Source organism: uncultured Mailhella sp. (assembly GCF_944324995.1).
Taxonomy (GTDB): domain Bacteria; phylum Desulfobacterota; class Desulfovibrionia; order Desulfovibrionales; family Desulfovibrionaceae; genus Mailhella.
In genome coordinates this window covers 1-14,844 of the sequence record NZ_CALUYL010000001.1, presented here as the reverse complement: position 1 = coordinate 14,844, position 14,844 = coordinate 1, and the positions used below count along the sequence as shown (strand labels likewise).

General features: G+C 62.8%; 13 protein-coding genes and 1 tRNA gene. 8 read left to right on the top strand and 6 right to left on the bottom strand.

Annotated elements, in window-relative coordinates:
• Positions 1–85 precede the first annotated feature (85 nt).
• From Q0K02_RS00070 to Q0K02_RS00050, 5 genes are all read right to left on the bottom strand, one after another.
• On the bottom strand, positions 86–571 hold the full coding sequence (locus tag Q0K02_RS00070; protein ID WP_294483820.1) for a periplasmic heavy metal sensor: 486 nt from the start codon (positions 569–571) through the stop codon (positions 86–88).
• A 433-nt stretch (positions 572–1,004) separates the two neighbouring features.
• Positions 1,005–1,889, bottom strand: coding sequence for a DMT family transporter (locus tag Q0K02_RS00065; RefSeq protein WP_294483817.1), 885 nt, complete (start codon positions 1,887–1,889; stop codon positions 1,005–1,007).
• A gap of 456 nt (positions 1,890–2,345) precedes the next feature.
• Positions 2,346–4,436, bottom strand: coding sequence for an excinuclease ABC subunit UvrC (uvrC, locus tag Q0K02_RS00060; protein WP_363315646.1), 2,091 nt, complete (start codon positions 4,434–4,436; stop codon positions 2,346–2,348).
• Between the two features lie 8 nt (positions 4,437–4,444).
• Positions 4,445–5,863, bottom strand: a complete 1,419-nt coding sequence (gene purF, locus Q0K02_RS00055) for an amidophosphoribosyltransferase (RefSeq protein ID WP_294483815.1) — start codon at positions 5,861–5,863, stop codon at positions 4,445–4,447.
• A 60-nt stretch (positions 5,864–5,923) separates the two neighbouring features.
• Positions 5,924–6,619 carry an NYN domain-containing protein gene (locus Q0K02_RS00050; RefSeq protein WP_294483813.1) on the bottom strand — a complete coding sequence of 232 codons (696 nt, stop codon included), beginning with the start codon at positions 6,617–6,619 and terminating at the stop codon, positions 5,924–5,926.
• A gap of 500 nt (positions 6,620–7,119) precedes the next feature.
• Here Q0K02_RS00050 and dut point away from each other — a divergent pair, with 500 nt between their 5' ends.
• From dut to gdhA, 5 genes are all read left to right on the top strand, one after another.
• The gene (dut, locus tag Q0K02_RS00045) at positions 7,120–7,578 is read left to right on the top strand and encodes a dUTP diphosphatase (protein WP_294483811.1); all 459 of its coding nucleotides are present in this window, start codon (positions 7,120–7,122) and stop codon (positions 7,576–7,578) included.
• Positions 7,579–7,600: 22 nt separating this feature from the next.
• The gene (locus tag Q0K02_RS00040) at positions 7,601–8,185 is read left to right on the top strand and encodes an HD domain-containing protein (RefSeq protein WP_294483809.1); all 585 of its coding nucleotides are present in this window, start codon (positions 7,601–7,603) and stop codon (positions 8,183–8,185) included.
• 9 nt (positions 8,186–8,194) lie between these two features.
• Positions 8,195–9,106: a D-alanine--D-alanine ligase gene (locus Q0K02_RS00035; RefSeq protein WP_294484489.1), complete on the top strand. Its 912-nt coding sequence runs from the start codon at positions 8,195–8,197 to the stop codon at positions 9,104–9,106.
• A 133-nt stretch (positions 9,107–9,239) separates the two neighbouring features.
• Positions 9,240–9,494, top strand: a complete 255-nt coding sequence (locus Q0K02_RS00030) for a hypothetical protein (protein ID WP_294483807.1) — start codon at positions 9,240–9,242, stop codon at positions 9,492–9,494.
• A 227-nt stretch (positions 9,495–9,721) separates the two neighbouring features.
• Positions 9,722–11,080, top strand: a complete 1,359-nt coding sequence (gene gdhA / locus Q0K02_RS00025) for an NADP-specific glutamate dehydrogenase (RefSeq protein ID WP_294483805.1) — start codon at positions 9,722–9,724, stop codon at positions 11,078–11,080.
• A gap of 495 nt (positions 11,081–11,575) precedes the next feature.
• Here gdhA and Q0K02_RS00020 read toward each other — a convergent pair whose 3' ends face one another.
• The gene (locus Q0K02_RS00020; protein ID WP_294483803.1) at positions 11,576–12,109 is read right to left on the bottom strand and encodes a hypothetical protein; all 534 of its coding nucleotides are present in this window, start codon (positions 12,107–12,109) and stop codon (positions 11,576–11,578) included.
• Between the two features lie 286 nt (positions 12,110–12,395).
• Between Q0K02_RS00020 and Q0K02_RS00015 the strand changes: the two genes are divergently transcribed.
• From Q0K02_RS00015 to Q0K02_RS00005, 3 genes are all read left to right on the top strand, one after another.
• Positions 12,396–12,989, top strand: coding sequence for an IMP cyclohydrolase (locus Q0K02_RS00015; RefSeq protein WP_294483801.1), 594 nt, complete (start codon positions 12,396–12,398; stop codon positions 12,987–12,989).
• Positions 12,990–13,177: 188 nt separating this feature from the next.
• A complete protein-coding gene (gene hflX / locus Q0K02_RS00010) occupies positions 13,178–14,749 on the top strand; it encodes a GTPase HflX (protein WP_294484486.1) in 1,572 nt (523 codons plus the stop codon).
• A gap of 18 nt (positions 14,750–14,767) precedes the next feature.
• Positions 14,768–14,844 (top strand) — tRNA-Glu (locus tag Q0K02_RS00005).

Here is a 14,844-nt window from a genome sequence, read left to right as displayed (position 1 = left end):
CCTTTTTTCTCAGGAGTGCGGCGTCGATGCAGGGAAACGGCGGGGAAGGCGATCCGCGAGGAGGAGGCGGATTCCCCGCACGGGGCTAGCGCAGGCAGTCGCCGCGGCCCATGCCGTGACCGTAGCCGTCGTGACCGTAACCGCGGTGTCCGTAGCCCATGCCGTAGCCGTCGTGACGACCGTTGCGCGGGCAGGGGAGTCCGGCCTTGACGAGCTTGGCGGAGAAGTCGTCGTTCACGGTGCGGATCTGCGTTCTGAGCTTGGTGATGTCGGCCGTGAGCTGACGGATTTCGTCGGGACTGGCGTTGGGATTGCCGGACAGGGCGTTCAGGGTCATGTATTTTTCTCTGAGGCTGTCGCGCAGGGGAGTGACGGCCTTGTAGTGTTCTTCGTGGAACTTGTCGAGCTGGGCCTTCTGATCGGCGGTGAGCTGGGTCTGGGCCGGGCAGTCGGCGAGGGCCGGGCAGTCGCGGTATCTTCCGTGGAAGTCGGGACGGGCCATGGCGGCGGCGGGAAGGCTGGCGGCAAAGATAACGGCGGCGAGAGAAGCGGCGATGGTCTTTCTGGTCATGATGTGTTCCTTTTGAAGAGAATGTGAAGAGAAGTTGTTGTCGGCATGTGGTCCACAAGTTCAGTGTATAGGGAACGCATTGTTTTTTGTCACGTTTCAAACTGTTTCGCGAAATATTGCCGTCAGGAAAGATGACGGCGTTCTTGCCGATGAAGGTGCAGAAGGCCGTGATGCATTGCGCCGCAGGGCTTTTGCATGACGTTGCATGCGCCTGACGCCGTTCGGAGGACGCTTGTTGTGCGGTTCAGGAGCGGAAATGCGCGTTCGTTGTCTGCCGATGGCGCTCGCAACGGACGAAAAAAGGGACCGCCGGACGCGTTTTGAGGCGTTATGTTGCAGAAAGGGGCGGATGCGGCGCGCCTTTTGCAAGATTTGGAAAGAAAGGCCGGGGTGGGATATTGCTGTGACGCTGAACCGCCGGGGAAAACGGGAGTCAGGCGCGTCCGGGACGCAGACGGGCGAGAAGCTGCGGCCCGGCCATGACGAGAAGCACCGCCGCGCAGATGACGGCCACGCCGGCGAACACGCCCGGGGTGGCGGGTTCGCCGAAGACGAAGATGCCCACGGTGACGGCGGTGAGAGGCTCCATGACGCCGAGTATGGACGCCATGGTGGAGCCGATGCGCTGGATGGCCAGCACCAGTGTGAGGTTGGAAATGGCCGCGGTGACCACGGCGAGGAGCACGGCGAGGCAGAGTTCCTGCCAGGAATGCAGCCACTGGAAGGTGCCGGAAGCCAGCGCGTTGGTGAGGGAGGCCAGCATGCCGAAGAAGAGCACCCAGAAGGTGATGCTGAGGCCTGAGATGCTGCGGATGCGGGCAACGTGCAGGCCGCAGATGTACACGGCGTTGCACAGCGCGGAAACGAGGAGCAGAACGATGCCTTTGGGACTGACGGAGCCTTCGCCTTCGCCACCGCTCAGGAGAAAGACGCCGAGAATGGCGAGCAGCACGGAGCACGCCGTGATGAGGGAAGGCTTTTCGTGAAAGAAGAGGATCATGATGATCATGACCATGAGCGGATAGAGAAACTGGAGCGTGGAGGCTACGCCGCTCGGCAGGTAGTGAAAGCCCTGGAACATGAGCAGGGCGGCGAGGGCGTACATGATGCTGAACACGGCGAGGCGCGCAAGTTCGCGCGGCGGGGCGGCGAGGCGGGCGTGCCGGAGCACGGGAACGGGGAAAAGCGCCAGCGCGCCGAAGAGGAAGCGGTAGAAGAGCACGCATTCGGCCGACATGCCGTCGCGCAAAAGGGGCAGGCTGAAGAGCGGAATGAGACCGAAGGCGGCGGAAGAAATAAGAGCGAGCAGAAATCCCATGGGGCCTCCGTGTCGGACGTTGAAAACCGCGGCCGACGTTCCGCGGCAAGGGGATCGGAAAGCGACGGCGCGCCGGAAAGGATGCGGCGTGTCGATGCGCGACTCATGCTCAGTTCTAGAAAGATAGCGCCGCTCTGTCAACAGGGGCGGCGTTTTTTGTGCGGAATAGCGTCGGAGCAAAGTGCCCGGCGCGGGCGCGCGTTGATCGTGCAGGGCGTGGCACGCCGCGCTTCCGGTGTGGGCCGTGCGGACGGCCGCCTTGCCGGAGGCGGGCCGGCCTCTTTTGGGATGCAGGGCGCAGGGGCGACCGGACGTCATGCACGCGGCAAAAGCGTCTTGCCTGCACTGCCGGAGGCAGGGGCGAGTCGAGGTTTGGAGAGTTGGCGCAGGGGCCGACGCGGCGTTTGCCGGAGCGGCGTCGGGAAAAGAACGCCCGGGCCGCGAAGTTCCGGGGGGCTACAGCTTTTGCAGCGCGCTTCGGATGGCTTCGGCCTTCTTTTTTCCTATGCCGGGCAGTTCCATGAGTCGGGCTTCGGTGGCGGCCTTCATGTCGGCCACGGAGTCGAAGTGCTCCCACAGCAGGCGCGCCGTTTCCCTGCCGATGCCGGGCAGCTGCTGAAGCTCGCCGCTGAAGGCCTGCCGGGCTCGGGCCTGCCGATGCCGTCCGATGGAAAAGTCGTGCGCCGCGTCGCGCACCACCTGCAGAAAGAGCAGTTCGGGGCAGCCTTCCCGGAGCGGCAGGGGATTGCTGCGGCCGGGCACGAAGATGCGGTCGGCCACGTTGCCCGCGCGGCGGTCGGCGTGACCGCGTTCGTCCCTGGCCTTGGCAATGCCCGCCACGAGGAAGGGAAGACGTCCGTCCTCTTCCGCAAGTTCGTCGCTGAGAATCTTGTGCACGGCGGCCAGCTGTCCGCGTCCGCCGTCGATGAGCAGAAGATCGGGCCAGGGCTCGCCGTGTTCCAGACGCTTTTTCGCCCACATGGAGAGCGCGGCGTAGTCGTCGCCTCCGGCTCCCTCGATGTTCCATACCCGGTAGTCGTCCTTGAGCGGACGGCCGTCTTCGTACACGACCGCGCCCACCTTGGTGGATTCGCCGCCGGTGTGGGACACGTCGGCGCATTCCACGCGCACGACGGGCCTGTCGAAGCGGAAGGCCGCGGCGAGCTTGTCCGCCAGGGAATCGTCCTTGCGGTTTTTGGCGGATTCGCGCGCGTTGCTGCGGGCCATGTCCAGAAGATGCCGTTCCTCTTCGTTCCTCGGCACGGCAAGACGCACCGGGCCGCCGCGAAGTTCGGCGAGCACGTCTTCCATGGTCTGGCGGCCGTTTTCGTCGTCTTCGTCGGGCGCGGGCGCGGCGCTTTGTCTGTCCTGTTCCGCAAGCAGGGCGGCGGCCTGTTCAATGAGGCCGGGCGCGCGCTTCGTTTCGGTTTCGTTCTGCGCGGGCGCGGAGAGCGTGTCTTCGCCGCAGAAGCAGGGCGTGACGCCGCCGCCTGCAAGAAACGGAGAGCCCATGTTCGCCGAAGCATGGGGAGCCACGAGCGCGCTCTGGGAATCCACGGTGAGGGCCGAACCCGACGGGCCTTCCTCCCACGGCAGATACGGCAGAATGATGCGCGGAGGAATGGAGCGCCCGGCGTGATAGAACTGCACAAGAAAGCTCCACAGCAGTTCCGAGGCGTCTTCCAGACCGAGGCCCGGCCAGAAGAAGGCGCTGCGGTCCTGCACGAGGCCGTGCCGCACGAACACGATGCCGAGCGCCAGTCCGTCGGGCAGGCTCACCAGACCGAGCACGTCCATGTCGCCGCCGCTCTGGAGCACGATGGCCTGCTTTTCGATGGTCTTTTCGATGGCGCGAATCTGATCGCGCAGGGAAGCCGCGCGTTCAAAGTCCAGATCGTCGGAGGCCTTTTCCATGGCGCTGCGCAGCATGTCGATGAGTTCCGTGGACTTGCCGGAGAGCAGCAGCGTCACGCGGCGGGTCATGTCGGCGTAGGCCTCGGCGGAAATTTCTCCGGTGCAGGGGGCCGCGCACAGATGAATGTGATGGTAGAGACAGGGCGTTTCCCTGTTCTTCATGGCCCTGTCGGAACAGCGGCGCAGGGGAAAAATGCGATGGATGGTCTTCCAGGTTTCTCTGGCGGCGAGTCCCGAAGTGAACGGGCCGAAATAGCGCGCGCCGTCGCGCCGCTTCATGCGCCGCACGATTTCCAGCCGCGGAAAGGGATCCTTTTCCGAGAGCCGGAACATGACGTACTGCTTGTCGTCGCGCAGGCAGATGTTGTAGTGCGGGCGATGCTTCTTGATGAGGCTGGCTTCGAGCAGAAGGGCCTCTTTTTCCGTGGTGGTGGTGAGAAATTCGATGCCCGCCGCGCGGCCGATCATGGCTGCGGTCTTGGCCGTGAGCTGATCGGCGGGGCGGAAGTAGGAGAGCACGCGCCGGCGCAGATTGCGGGCCTTGCCCACATAAATGATGCGGCCCCCGGCGTCCTTGTAAATATAGACGCCGGGAGTCGCGGGAATGGCGGAAGGGGCGGGACGCTCCATCATGGGATGTCTCAGCCCTGGAAGCGCACGTCGCCCTTGCGATGGTATTCGAGGGCCATTTTGTCCTGCACTTCGGGCAGGGCGGTGGGATAGTTGCCGGTGAAGCAGGCCGTGCAGTACTGCTCGGGATGCGACACGGAAGCGAGCAGACCTTCAAGCGAGAGATAGTGCAGGGAATCGAGACCCAGCATTTCCGCAATCTGGTCCGGGGTGTACTTGGTGGCGATGAGATCGTTGGGCGAGGGGAAGTCGATGCCGTAGAAGCAGGGGTACTTGATGGGCGGGCTGCTCACGCGAAAATGCACGGCCTTGGCGCCGAGTTCGCGCAGCTTGGCCACGCGGGTGCGGATGGTGGTGCCGCGCACGATGGAGTCGTCCACCACGTAGAGGCTTCTGTTCTCGATCATGGAGCGCACGGGATTGATCTTCACGCGCACGCTGAACTGCCGCATGCTCTGGGAGGGCTGAATGAAGGTGCGGCCCACGTAGTGGTTGCGGATGAGGGCGTGTTCGTAGGGCACGCCGGCTTCCTGCGCCACGCCGAGGGATGCGTAGATGCCCGAGTCCGGGAAGGGAATGACGCATTCGGCGTCGGCCATGGATTCGCGGATGAGGTTGCGGCCCATGCACTTGCGGCACTGATAGGCGTCTTCGCCGAAGATGCGGGAGTCGGGACGCGCGAAATAGACGAGTTCAAAGATGCACTGGCGCACGGGAATGTCGTCGTCGCGCAGGCGCACGCTGCGGTATTCCAGCGCGCCGGGCTCCACGACGATCATTTCGCCTGGCTGCACTTCGCGCACGTATTCGGCTTCGAGCAGGTCGAAGGCGCAGCTTTCGGAGGCGAACACCCAGGAGTCGCCCATTTTGGCCATGCTGAGCGGGTGGAAGCCGTGCGGATCGCGTATGGCGTAAATGCGGCCTTCGCTGAGAAGCAGCAGACTGTAGGCGCCTTCCACGCGGCTGCACGCCTTGATGATGGCCTGTTCGAGCGAGCCGCAGGAAAGGGCCCGGGCGATGAGGTGCACGAAGATTTCGCTGTCGATGGTGGTCTGGAAGATGCAGCCGTCGTTTTCGAGTTCGCGGCGCAGGGCGGCGGCGTTGGTGAGGTTGCCGTTGTGGACGAGGGCAAGCTGAATGCCGTTTCTCACGCGCACGAGCAGCGGCTGGGCGTTGCGCAGCTGCGGCTTGCCCGTGGTGGAGTAGCGCACGTGGCCGATGGCCGTTTCGCCGGTGAGATGCCGCAGGTCTTCTTCGCGGAACACTTCGGGCACGAGTCCCATGCCCACGTGCAGATGGCAGGCGCCTTCCTTTTCGTCCCACGAAGCAATGCCCGCGCTTTCCTGACCGCGATGCTGCAGGGCATACAGACCGAAGTAGGTGAGCCGGGCGGCGTCTTCATGACCTATGATGCCGAAAATACCGCACATATACTTCTCCTTGAAGTAAGCAGAACGGCCTGTCCGTCATCCGGGCAGGCCGCAGTGTTTCTATTCTTCCCCTTCAGGGCTTTCGTGCTGTTCCTGGTCGGGGCAGGGGTTGTATTCCTTGGGATCGTCGAAAATATGTATGCCGTGCGGGTAGTTGGAGTGCTGCGGACGGGGCAGTTTGTTGCACACGTAGTCCACGTGTTCGCGCAGATCTTCGGCGGCGCGGGTCCACAGCGGATCGAGCACGACCTTGATGCCTTCTTCGCGCGCCAGCTTCACGGCGGGCACGTAATCGGCGTCGTTGGCCACGATGACGAGGCGATCCGTCTGATGCTTGTAGGCAAGAGCGGCGATGTCGAGGCCGAGGAGCATGTCCACGCCCTTCTGACGGATGTCGGGATAGATGTCGCCGGCCTGAATGTCGTTCACGCTGATTTCGCCGGCCATGAGTTCGCCGAGACGGTTGGCGTCGAGCTGCCACTGTCCGGCCTGCCAGGCGGAACGGCCGAGGCGCAGCGTGATTTCCGGCGTGACGCGCAGCGACTGCAGAAACTGCTGCTTGCGGGCGATGAGCGGAGTCTGGGAAAAATCGACGGGGCCGCTCAGCGGATGTTCTCCCTTGCCGGTGAAGGGAAGAGCGTCGTAAAAGAGAATGCGGCCTACGGTTTCGCCGGGGGTGACGTGCGACAGGCAGTGGCGGCGGATGCCCTGACCGTCGAAATAAAAAGCCTTCAGCGAAATGATGCGTTTGCGCATGAATTCGCCGTCAACGACAAATGTTACACGAGACATTCTAACAACCTTTTTTTGCCGGGGCGTCCCCGATTGTGGATTTAGGATGAGCCATGGACGTTTTACCTGGATTCCGCAGGTCGCGGAAACGGCGAAAAATGGACGATAGTGGCAGTGGAGGCTTATGTCAAGAATACAATAACCTGGGATGTTTTGCAAAGCGTGGGCGGAGCGTTCGCGCTGCGGGCTTTCGGGCCTCGGCGGGGCGCGTTTCAAAGCGCTTGCGCCGCCTCTTCGGCGAGCGGAACGCGGGGAGATGTTGTTTGCGCCGTCCTGGCCTGCGCGGCAGAACGCCTGCGGCATAGACGCCGAGCACGCGCTTTTGCCGCAGAGGAAAAGTCGCGTTCCGGCGCTTGCTCCCCGGGCGGCTTCGGGCTATTCTCGTTGCTCCCGTGCGGATGGCGTCGTTTTCGCGTCGTGTGAAGAGAGACGCGCCGCGCATGCCGACAGGAGAGGTTCCGGCTATGGCCGAAGTTCATGTCTGTTATCTCAGAGACGCCGCCCGCGTGTACGGCGACGGGCTCTGCTACGCCACGCCCGAGGCCGCGGGCATGGATCTGCGCGCCTGCTTCGACGAGGAGGAAATCGTCGTGAATCCGGGCGAGCGGGCGTCGGTGCCTTCCGGGCTGTGCGTGGAGCCGCGCGTTCCGGGCGTGGCGGGATTCGTGTATTCCCGCAGCGGACTCGGAGCGGTGAAGGGGCTGGTCGTGGCGCAGGGCGTCGGCGTCATCGACGCCGACTACCGCGGCGAAATCGTGGTGTGGCTGCTCAACACGTCGGGAAAGCCCGTCGTGGTCAAGAGGGGCGAGCGCGTGGCGCAGCTCGTGTTTCAGCCGGTGTGCCGCCTTGAGCCCCGCGCGGTGGACGCGCTTTCCGAAACGACGCGCGGAAGCGGAGGCTTCGGTCATACCGGCCGGGTCTGATTTTTACGTTCGAGGTGATTTCATGCTGCCTGCTCTTGAATTTCCCGCGGATCCCTCATGGATGGTGCCCGACGAGGAGCAATGCGCTCTCTTGTGGGACAAGTACGACATGATGCCGCATATCCGCGATCACTGCCGCGCGGTGGCCGGCGTGGCGACGGAAATCGTCCGCCGGGCCGAGGAGCGCGGCATCATACCTGCGGGGCGCGCTCTCAGCGTTCCGCTGGCGCGGGCCGCGGCGCTGCTGCACGATCTGGCCAAAAGTTATTCCATCCGGCACGGGGGCAGTCACGCGCAGCTCGGCGCGGCGTGGGTGCGCGAGGAAACGGGCAATCCGCTCATCGCGCAGGCCGTGCTCTTTCACGTGGAATGGCCCTGGAGCGGCACCTCGATGGACGATGTGCGCGACCCCATGCGTCTGCCCGTGATCGTGGCCTACGCCGACAAGCGCGTGCGTCACTCCGAGGTGGTGACCATCAAGGAACGATTCGACGATCTTCTTGTCCGCTACGGCATCAGCGCCGACAAGGTGGACAACATCGCCGCCAACTATGCTCATGTACAGGCCGTGGAGCGGGCCATATTTGAAAGGGTGGGTATCCTTTAAATGGACAAGATGCGTATTCTTCTCGTTGCGGGCGGCTGGTCCACGGAACGCGAGATTTCTCTGAAGGGAGCGGCTTCCATTGCCGAGGCGCTGTCGGCGCGGGGGCACGAGGTGACGCTGTTCGATCTTTCCGACGGCTTCGAGAAGCTGCTGGAACTTGCGGCAGCGCACGACGCGGCCTTCCTGAACCTTCACGGCCAGCCCGGCGAGGACGGCCTCGTGCAGGCGCTGCTCGAGCGCGCGGGATGCCCCTATCAGGGCAGCGGCCCGGCAGGCTCCTTCCTTGCGCTGAACAAGGCGGCGGGCAAGGCGCTGTTTGTGCGCGCTGGCATACGCACGCCCGATTATGAATTTCTGCCCGTGCGCCCCGCTGCGGGATGGAAGACGTCGCTGCCTTTCCCGCTGTTCATCAAGTCGAACACGGGCGGCTCCAGCATCGACCTGTTCCGCGTGAACGACGAGGCGGAACTGAACCGCGCCCTGGACACGCTCTTTGCCGGACATCAGGAAGTGCTCATCGAAACGCTCATTCCCGGTCAGGAAGTGACCTGCGGCGTGGTGGGGCGTCCCGGCGAGGAAAAGGCGCTGGCTCCCGTGCTCATCGTGCCCAAGCGGGAATTTTTCGATTTTCACGACAAGTACGCGGCCGACGGCGCCGCCGAAATCTGCCCCGCGCCCCTCGCGCCGGAACTGACGGCCCGGGTGCAGGAAGCGGCGATTGCCGCGCATCGCTGCCTGGGGCTCTCCGGCTACAGCCGCACCGACTTCCGCCTCACGGACGAGGGCGAACTGTTCGCGCTTGAAGTGAACACCCTGCCCGGCATGACGAGCGCCAGCCTTGTTCCCAAGGAAGCGGCGGCCGCGGGCATCGACTTCGGCGAACTTCTGGAAACGCTTCTGAGCTACGCCGTCAGGAACTGATTTTCCGCCGACAGACGCGGATCGACGTCCCCCCTGTTCTCCAAAAGGAGCCGGGGGGATGTTTTTTTATGCGCCGCGGCCCGGGCACGGCTCGTTCCCGGAGACGCGAAGGAAGCTGCTCCGTATCGGAAGCATGGTCAAAAATCGTTGCGCCGCAGCAGTTTTGCGTTGCGGAAGGTCGTATGTTTCCGAAAATCGGGAGCGCGGAGGAAAAGAGTTTCTGCATGTGGACTGCAATGCCTCTGCAGCAGGAGCCTTTTTTGCTTTCTGCCGTGTGCATCGCAACAAATTTGAAACGGAAGGGCGGATGATCGTCATTTTCTGGACAAAAAGAACAAAAATGTTACAACGCAACATATTGAAAATATTACAAAAAATAAAAACATAATTATACATAAATGTTAAATTCAATGATATCATATAATTATATATAAAATAAAATTTCTTTTTTGTCACAAAAAGAGGTTGATTCCCGGAGAAAATAGCGCTACTCGATAGTCGTCAACGCCGGGAAATGTCCGGTTTTTACAAAAATGTACTAATTCAGGTTCGGCAAAAGGGCATTGCCTGTCCCGGAAGCCATCCCTTTTTCAGCTTTTCAAGGAGCAGCGAGTCATGGGCAACAGTTATGTGCAGAGCGTTGTGGAAAACGTGCGCGCCAAGAATCCTCATCAGCCGGAATTCCTGCAGGCCGTGGAAGAAGTGCTCTTCTCCATGCAGCCTCTTTTCGACCGTGAATCCAAGTACCAGGAAAACGCCATTCTTGAGCGCATCGTGGTTCCCGAACGTCTCGTGGAATTCCGCGTGGCCTGGACCGACGACAAGGGCCGCATTCAGGTGAACAACGGCTACCGCGTGCAGTTCAACTCCGCCATCGGACCGTACAAGGGCGGTCTGCGCTTCCATCCTAGCGTGAACCAGAGCATTCTGAAGTTCCTCGGCTTTGAACAGATTTTCAAGAACAGCCTTACCGGTCTCCCCATCGGCGGCGGCAAGGGCGGTTCCGACTTTGATCCCAAGGGCAAGTCCGACGCCGAAGTCATGCGCTTCTGCCAGGCCTTCATGACGGAACTCGTCCGCTACATCGGCGCGTTCAGCGACGTTCCCGCCGGCGACATCGGCGTGGGCGGCCGCGAAATCGGCTATCTTTTCGGTCAGTACAAGCGCCTGACCAGCCGCTTTGAAGGCGTGCTCACCGGCAAGGGCCTCAAGTGGGGCGGCTCGCTCGCCCGTACCGAAGCCACCGGCTTCGGCAACGTGTACTTCGCCGAAAACATGCTGAAGGCCGTGGGCAAGGAAATCGAAGGCAAGACCGCTGCCGTGTCCGGTTCCGGCAACGTGGCCATCTACACCGTGAAGAAGCTGTATCAGCTCGGCGCGAAGCCCGTTACCGTGTCCGACTCCCGCGGCAGCATCTATCAGCCTTCCGGCATCAACCTTGAAGTGCTCCAGCAGGTCAAGGAACACGAACGCGCTTCCCTCACCCGCTACGCCGAACTCTGCAAGGACGCCACCTACATTCCCGTGGCCGACTACGCCGCCGGCGAGCATCCCGTGTGGAACGTGGGCGCGGACCTCGCCTTCCCGAGCGCCACGCAGAACGAAGTTACCCTTGCCGACGCGAAGAATCTGCTTTCCAAGGGCTGCATCCTGGTGAGCGAAGGCGCGAACATGCCTTCCACCCTGGACGCCACGGCCGAATTCCAGAAGGCGGGCATCTGCTACGGCCCGGCCAAGTGCGCCAACGCCGGCGGCGTGGCCACCAGCCAGCTGGAAATGGAACAGAACGCGGGCATGACTTCCTGGACCTTCGAGGAAGTGGACAACAAGCTCAAGGGCATCATGGCCGGCATCTTCCAGGCCGCGCACGACACCGCCGAAGAATTCGGCCAGCCCGGCAACTACGTGATGGGCGGCAACATTGCGGGCTTCCGCAAGGTGGCCGACAGCATGATCGAACAGGGCGTCATGTAGTTTTTCGCCCTTCGGCCCATAAATAAATGAACGCGCCGCCTTCCGATGTCGGGAGGCGGCGTTTTTCATGTCCGGAAGCCGGAGGTCTGCCGCGCTTTTCCGGCGGCGCGGCGGCGTATTTTTTCGACGGCGGCAGCAACGCGCTGCGGGGCGCGGGGATTTGCGGCGTCATGTCTGACAGCGTGCGGCGACCTGCCGATGTGCAGCGCACACGCGGGGATTTGCGGGAGTGTGTCACGCCGATCCGAGGGGCCGCCAAGCGCGGCGCTCGAGCGGAGCGTCCGGCACGGTGAACACGGAAACCACGATGCGGCGGCCAGGCATTGCGCTCGCGCGGGGCGTTGGGAGTTTTCAGCGCAGACGCCCTGCGGCGGACGTTGTTCCAGACGTTCCCCCGTCCCGGCGGAGGCCGCTTTCTTCTCGTCCGCGCGGCCTGACCGGGGCGCTTTTCAGAGCGTCGCGCTCTGCGTCTGCATCGGCCGTCGTGAGCCCTGCTTATCCGAGGGCGTTCAGGGGCTTCTGCATGCTGAACCAGAACAGAAACGCCTTGTTCCATTCGGCAAACGAAGGCACGGCTTCGTCCTTCGGCGCGCCGGGGGGCAGGGCGTTGCCGTTCAGATCAAGTTCGTTGTTGGCCAGTTCCTGAACCCAGCCGTGAAAGCAGTCCAGACGGCGGCGGAAGTCCGCATCGCCGGCAAGCGCGTTCAGCTCGGCTTCAAAGGCGTCGGTGCCGGGGCGGATGCCCGTCTTTTCCCCCAGCCAGTCGAAAATAATGTCGCGGGAGTGTTCCATGGAAATCTTCTGTCCCTGCATGGCGTCGAGTATCTCCGCAAGCGCGGGCTCCTCTGCATGGGAACGTTCGGCAAACTCGGCGGGAACCACAAGCAGGGCGTCCAGCGATTCCACGCTCATTTCCCGCTCCGGGGAGGCCTGCATGGGTTCGTCTTCCGCGTCTTCCAGAAAATAGAAGCGGAGCCAGTGCTCGTAGCGCATGGCTTCAAGAAAAAGATCGGCAAAGGAATCCGTCATGGCTGTTCTCCTTGATGAAGTTCCCGGCGGGAACAGTATGTTTTCCAAGGCGCGGGGCAAGTTGTCAAGCGGATACTTCGCAAACGCCTTTGCATTCGCAACCGGGAAGCGCTGAGCGCCGGAAAGACGGGCGGGCTGCGGCAAGACCTGCGCAACATCGGCGGCGGGCGGACAGGATCTGCAAAGGCAGGCGGAAAGCGGCCGGGCATCCGGCATCCGCAGAGCCGGAGCTTGCCATTTGCGGCCTCCTTTGGCACTATAACAGGACTTCATAAAGGGGGTTACGATGGATTTTCTTCCCATCAGGCGCGCTCTTCTGAGCGTGACGCACAAGGACGGTCTCGCGGAATTCGCCGCATTTCTCCACAAGAAGGGCGTTGAGCTGGTTTCCACCGGCGGCACCATGAAATTTCTGAAGGATCAGGGCCTTCCCGTGATCGCCGTGAGCGAAGTCACCGGATTCCCGGAAATCCTGAACGGCCGCGTCAAAACCCTGAATCCGCGCATTCACGGCGGCATTCTGGCCAACAAGGACGTGCCCGAACACATGAAGACTCTGGAAGAGCTCGACATCAAGCCCTTCGATCTGGTGGTCGTGAACCTCTACGACTTCAAGTCCGCGCTGGAAAAGCATCTTGATCCCGCCGCCATGGTGGAGGAAATCGACATCGGCGGCCCCTGCCTGCTGCGCGCTTCCTCCAAGAACTTCAACAGCATTCTCGTGCTTTCCGATCCTTCCTACTACGCCGAGGCCATGGAAGAAATCGAAAAGGGCGGCGTGAGCCTCGAATTCCGTCGCCGCATGGCGGCCGCCACCTTCCGCACCACCTCCAACTACGACGACATGATCGCCACCTGGATGGCCGGAGGCGTAAAATAGCCGCCCGGGTTGAAGGCAACACCGCCGGTCTCAAGCCCAGCGAGCTGAAGGCTCTCAACAGGCTGGGGCAGCGCCGCTATTCTCCGCAGGGGGGCTACAGCTCCGAACAGGCGAGAGAACTGGCGGCGCTCTCGCGCCTGCTTTCCCGTCAGATAGGCCTCGCGCTGGACAGGCAGGGCCGGGTGAACATGGTCATTGTGGGGGACGCTTCGTCCATTCTCATTCCCGAGCTTCCCCATGTGCGCACGGGCGCGGGTCGTTTGCGCGGCCTGCGCCTTCTGCATACGCATCTTGTTCCCGAGGGCCTCTCGCACGAAGACCTCATGGATCTGCTTTTCCTGCGTCTGGACTCCGTGAGCGTGCTCACCGTGGACGAGTGGGGGCAGCCCGGCATGTTCCAGAGCGCGCACCTCATGCCGCCCGCGCCCGGGCAGGAGGATTCCGGCTACGCGGTGGGCGACATGCAGCCCTGGGATCGCGTGGACACCGACTTCACGCTTCAGGCGGAAACCCTGGAAGAGGAGTTCGGCCGCGTCATCGACGACGCCGTGAGCACCGGCGAGGAAGAGGCCGGGGAAAGGGCCGTGCTGGTTTCGGTGTCGCTGGAGCCGCGGGCCGTGCAGGAACGGCATCTGGCCGAGCTGGCCGAGCTGGCCCGCACCGCCGGCGTGAAGGTGACCGGCACCATGATTCAGCGCGTGGCGGCCATACATCCGCGTCACATTCTCGGCCGCGCCAAGCTGGCGGAACTGGAAGTGCTTGCTCTTCAGGGGCAGGCGTCGCTCGTCATTTTCGACGGGGAACTCAGCCCTGCGCAGCTCAACAGCCTTTCGGAGCTGACGGAGCGCCGGGTCATGGACAGAACGCAGCTCATTCTCGATATTTTTGCCCGTCACGCCGTGACCCGCGCAGGCAAGCTGCAGGTGGAAATGGCGCAGCTGCAGTATTCGCTGCCGCGTCTTGCCGGACGGCATCGTTCGCTCGACAGACTTGCCGGCGGCATTTTCGGCAACAAGGGCCGCGGCGAAACCAAGCTGGAACTGGAACGACGCCGCATTCGCGAGCGCATTACGCGCATCCGCAAGGATCTTGAGGAACTGCGTCGTCAGCGCTTTCACACGCGGGCGCGTCGTGCGCGTCAGGGGCTGCCGCTGGCGGCGCTTGTGGGCTACACCAACGCCGGCAAGTCCACGCTGCTCAACGCGCTCACCCGGGCCGACGTGCTTGCCGAAAACAAGCTGTTCGCCACGCTGGACCCCACCACCCGCCGCCTGCGCTTCCCCAGGGAACGGGAACTCGTGCTGGCCGACACGGTGGGCTTCATCCGTTCGCTGCCCCGCGAGCTCACCGAAGCCTTCCGCGCCACGCTGGAAGAGCTGGAGGCGGCCGATCTGCTCATTCACGTGGTGGACGCCTCCCATCCCGAGCGGGATCAGCAGATGGAATCCGTGGAACGCATTCTGGCGGAAATGGAACTGCAGACCGTTCCGCGCATCACGCTGCTCAACAAGTGGGACGCCGTGCCGGTGAGCGAACGCGTGCCGCTCTTGCTCGACAGGCCGGACGCCATACCCGTGTCGGCGCTTGAGGGCACGGGACTGGAAAAGGCCGCCGCGGCCATTGAACGACGCATGTTCGACGAAGGCGCGTGGCAGCGGCGCGATCCGCAGACGTGGGAGGAATTTGAAAAACGGGGCAAGGCGAGAAAAAAGCGCGTCGAGGAAGAAAAAAAGCTTGACGACACCGAGCCTTTTCGATAACTAACACCAACGCAGCACGTCCCCATCGTCTAGCCGGCCCAGGACAGCGGCCTTTCACGCCGTCAACGGCGGTTCAAATCCGCCTGGGGACGCCA

What these genes read in the sequence shown, in the direction of transcription:
- Q0K02_RS00070 (WP_294483820.1), bottom strand. Translation starts at nt 571, where the DNA reads ATGACCAGAAAGACCATCGCCGCTTCTCTCGCCGCCGTTATCTTTGCC.
- Q0K02_RS00065 (WP_294483817.1), bottom strand. Translation starts at nt 1,889, where the DNA reads ATGGGATTTCTGCTCGCTCTTATTTCTTCCGCCGCCTTCGGTCTCATT.
- uvrC (WP_363315646.1), bottom strand. Translation starts at nt 4,436, where the DNA reads ATGATGGAGCGTCCCGCCCCTTCCGCCATTCCCGCGACTCCCGGCGTC.
- purF (WP_294483815.1), bottom strand. Translation starts at nt 5,863, where the DNA reads ATGTGCGGTATTTTCGGCATCATAGGTCATGAAGACGCCGCCCGGCTC.
- Q0K02_RS00050 (WP_294483813.1), bottom strand. Translation starts at nt 6,619, where the DNA reads ATGCGCAAACGCATCATTTCGCTGAAGGCTTTTTATTTCGACGGTCAG.
- dut (WP_294483811.1), top strand. Translation starts at nt 7,120, where the DNA reads ATGGCCGAAGTTCATGTCTGTTATCTCAGAGACGCCGCCCGCGTGTAC.
- Q0K02_RS00040 (WP_294483809.1), top strand. Translation starts at nt 7,601, where the DNA reads ATGCTGCCTGCTCTTGAATTTCCCGCGGATCCCTCATGGATGGTGCCC.
- Q0K02_RS00035 (WP_294484489.1), top strand. Translation starts at nt 8,195, where the DNA reads ATGCGTATTCTTCTCGTTGCGGGCGGCTGGTCCACGGAACGCGAGATT.
- Q0K02_RS00030 (WP_294483807.1), top strand. Translation starts at nt 9,240, where the DNA reads ATGGTCAAAAATCGTTGCGCCGCAGCAGTTTTGCGTTGCGGAAGGTCG.
- gdhA (WP_294483805.1), top strand. Translation starts at nt 9,722, where the DNA reads ATGGGCAACAGTTATGTGCAGAGCGTTGTGGAAAACGTGCGCGCCAAG.
- Q0K02_RS00020 (WP_294483803.1), bottom strand. Translation starts at nt 12,109, where the DNA reads ATGACGGATTCCTTTGCCGATCTTTTTCTTGAAGCCATGCGCTACGAG.
- Q0K02_RS00015 (WP_294483801.1), top strand. Translation starts at nt 12,396, where the DNA reads ATGGATTTTCTTCCCATCAGGCGCGCTCTTCTGAGCGTGACGCACAAG.
- hflX (WP_294484486.1), top strand. Translation starts at nt 13,178, where the DNA reads ATGGTCATTGTGGGGGACGCTTCGTCCATTCTCATTCCCGAGCTTCCC.